This window comes from Gammaproteobacteria bacterium (assembly GCA_022450155.1).
In the GTDB taxonomy this organism is placed as follows: domain Bacteria; phylum Pseudomonadota; class Gammaproteobacteria; order Arenicellales; family UBA868; genus REDSEA-S09-B13.
This window is the reverse complement of sequence record JAKUQR010000066.1, coordinates 1-3,191: the sequence shown is the minus strand read 5'-3', so window position 1 is coordinate 3,191 and position 3,191 is coordinate 1. Positions and strand designations below refer to the sequence as shown.

At 49.5% G+C, this 3,191-nt stretch carries 4 protein-coding genes; 2 read left to right on the top strand and 2 right to left on the bottom strand.

Going from position 1 to position 3,191, the window contains the following annotated elements; all coding sequences use genetic code 11:
• Positions 1-395 (bottom strand): pyridoxamine 5'-phosphate oxidase family protein (locus MK323_15260; GenBank protein MCH2483503.1); only part of this gene is annotated, 395 nt, incomplete at its 3' end.
• 353 nt (positions 396-748) lie between these two features.
• Here MK323_15260 and MK323_15255 point away from each other — a divergent pair.
• Together MK323_15255 and MK323_15250 are read left to right on the top strand one after the other, a co-directional pair.
• A protein-coding gene (locus tag MK323_15255) for an IS3 family transposase (GenBank protein MCH2483502.1) occupies positions 749-1,896 on the top strand; the annotation gives its coding sequence in 2 pieces (ribosomal slippage) (positions 749-986 and positions 986-1,896; 1,149 coding nt in all).
• On the top strand, positions 1,859-2,653 hold the full coding sequence (locus MK323_15250; GenBank protein ID MCH2483501.1) for a site-specific integrase: 795 nt from the start codon (positions 1,859-1,861) through the stop codon (positions 2,651-2,653). The genes MK323_15255 and MK323_15250 overlap by 38 nt, the downstream gene beginning before the upstream one ends.
• 101 nt (positions 2,654-2,754) lie before the next feature.
• Here MK323_15250 and MK323_15245 read toward each other — a convergent pair.
• A partial coding sequence (locus MK323_15245) for an LLM class flavin-dependent oxidoreductase (GenBank protein MCH2483500.1) occupies positions 2,755-3,191 on the bottom strand: 437 nt, incomplete at its 5' end.

The following is a 3,191-nucleotide window of genomic DNA, read 5'->3' as shown; positions in this document are numbered from 1 at the left end:
GCAATCCGTTCTGGTATTAACCGGAAGGCCGCAACATCGGCTGACTGATCTTTGTATCCCTCGGCAAATTCGGTACCCACTTTATCGCCGTAGTAGCGCAACGCCATCATCAGTACCAGTTCATACAACGACCTATCGACTTCCTCAATCAATCCGTCAAGGATGACCGACCTGTAAGGCGGTTCCCGCCAGTCGACACACAATGACGCGTGCGGATTGTGTTGGATATTTCTCCACTTTAAGGAATTGCGGTTTGTAAACATATAGGCCGCACCATTTTTCCAGTGAAACCATATGGGTGTCGTGCGTGGATGACCGTTTTTATCAATGGTGCTGATAACGCCGACCAACGTCTGGCGCAGGAATGCTTCTACGGCTTGATCGGTTTCAATCATGACTGTCTCCGGAGTTGGCTGTGTTTTCCTTTCTACCGTACCCACCATTAAGTCGATCAACTAACGTTTTGACTATTGATTTCATCGGGTCCAAATATCACATATTCTTTTGTTTGCAAGCCACTGTGGCAGGAGATCGATCAAGACAAACTCCTAAATAGGAATGAAATAGAAGCAATCAAAGCCTTGGAAGATATCGAAACCTCGGAGTAATGATTAACCAGACTTAAGAGGGGTACCCACCCCCTTTGGAAATCGATGCCTATATAGATGTTGTACCCACACACCGGTGAATCGCCCCCAGTTTGCTAGACACCTTTCAGTCATACAAAATGACTATGACAGAGGTGATTATGAGCAAAAAGCGATACCCAGATGAGTTCAAGGTTGAAGCAGTTAAACAGGTAGTAGATTGCGGCCACAGTGTGGCCGATGTGGCCGGCAGGCTCGGTATGACAACCCATAGTTTGTATGCCTGGATCAAGAAGTTCGGGCCTGATTCCGCGGAACACAACGCGATGTCGGATGAGCAGGCCGAGATACGACGCTTGAAGAAAGAACTCAAGCGCACCAGGCAGGAGCGTGATCTCCTAAAAAAAGCCGCGGTGTACTTCGCCAATCAGCCCGAGTGAGGTACGCCTTTATCAGGGCCGAGAGTGCACAATGGCCAGTACGGGCTCTGTGTAACCTGTTTGATGTTCATCCCAGCGGTTATTACGCATGGTTGAACAAGCCGCGTTCTAAACGGGCTATTGCCAATGAACGGCTCACCGGACTGATTAAGCAATTCTGGCTGGAAAGCGGTGGAGTATATGGATATCGGAAGATATTCAGCGACCTGCGTGAATATGGTGAACATTGCGGCAAGAACAGAGTTTATCGTTTGATGCAAGCCGCAGGACTGCGGGCGCAGATAGGTTATCGGCGGCCTCGCCACCGAAGCGGGCCTGCACATGTCGTTGTTCCAAATCTGTTGCAGCGGCAGTTCAGTACGAAAACACCAGATCAAGCGTGGGTCACTGATATCACGTATATCCGCACCCACGAAGGTTGGCTTTACCTGGCAGTGGTGCTTGATTTGTTCTCGCGGCGTGTCATTGGCTGGTCGATGCAATCACGAATAACGAAAGAGCTTGCACTGGATGCACTGTTAATGGCTGTATGGCGCCGCAATCCTCTGAGCACAGTCACAGTGCACTCAGATCAAGGTAGCCAGTACACCAGTTACGACTGGCAAAACTTCCTGCGGGAGCATAGCCTAAAGGGAAGCATGAGCAGACGGGGGAACTGTCACGATAACGCAGTTGCTGAGAGCTTTTTCCAACTACTTAAGCGCGAGCGCGTTCGACGTCATGTCTACGCAACGCGGGAAGGAGCACGCAGTGATGTATTCGATTACATTGAGATGTTTTACAACACTCGACGGCGACATGGTTTCAATAACCAGCTCTCGCCGGTAGAGTATGAAACGCAGTACCAAAAACGGCTGGCGAGTGTCTAGAGAATTGGGGACGATTCATCAGCACCTAAAGAAGCATCTGGGGCATTTAAGGCTCATTCATCTCTCCCCTCATAAAGTCTCCAAGTACAGGGATATTCGTCTACAGACGGTCTCTCCTGCTTCTCTTAAACGGGAACTGGTGATTCTGAGTCGAGTTTTAACCATCGCTGAAAGAGACTGGGGTATAGCGATTCCAAAGAATCCCATCCCGCTGGTATCCCTTCCGAAAGTAGACAAGGGTCGCACCAGAAGATTGGAGAAAGGTGAACAAGAATGTCTGATTGATGACTCTGAAATGGGTCGAATCATCACCCTTGCATTAGAGACAGCCATGAGAAGAAGTGAGATTCTTAATATTAAAAAGAGTCACATTAACTTTGCTCTTTGTACCCTTCTAATACCGACTACAAAGACTGACCAACCCCGAACCATCCCACTTTCAAGCACTGCAATAGCGTGTCTTAGAAACCAACTACGGGCCTCTGAGAGGCTATCTGGAGGGGTGATTTCACTCTACGAAAAGCCTATTTTTACCTACTCTGCTAGAGGTGTTTCAGGGGCATTTTTAAAGCGATGTAGACGATCTGGAATTGAGGATTTGCACTTCCATGATCTGCGTCACGAAGCCACATCAAGATTCTTTGAGAAAGGATTAAACCCTGTAGAAGTCGCCACCATTACAGGCCATAAAGACCCACGCATGCTGATGCGTTATACGCACCTTAGAGCAGAGGATTTAGCAAGAAAGTTGGGGTAAGCGCACAGGAGTGAGTCATACCAGTGTGCTTAGGTTGTGTGTGAGGTTTACTGCAAACACTCCACCAACACAGTGAACTTCTTGGCTTTGCCGAAAGAGTGTTAGCTGCTGTTGGCTGTGCGCAAGCGGGGAATCAGATCTGTAGCCACTGTCTCAAGCACCGAAAACTGCTGCGGTTGCGGTGCATCGATGATGAACTCGTTAACCCCCGCTTCACGGTAACGCCCGACAACCTCCTCAAACGCATCTACGCTCTGCCACGGGTCTGGTAGACCTTGTTCAATCATCTTCGCTGTCCAGCCATACCATGAGCGCCGGATCTCAAGCGGATCACGCCCTAGCGCTGCACAATGCTCATCAAGAATTGCGTTACGCTCGCGCATCTCTTCGACCGAGCCTAATGAGTTCCAGGTATCAGCAAACTCGGCGCAAACGCGAAGCATCAGTCTTTTGTGCGCTGCGAGGGTTAACCGTGGACGTGGTTTTTGCACTGGGCGGGGACGCACGTACGCACCATCAAGTCGGTAATAGCGCCCTT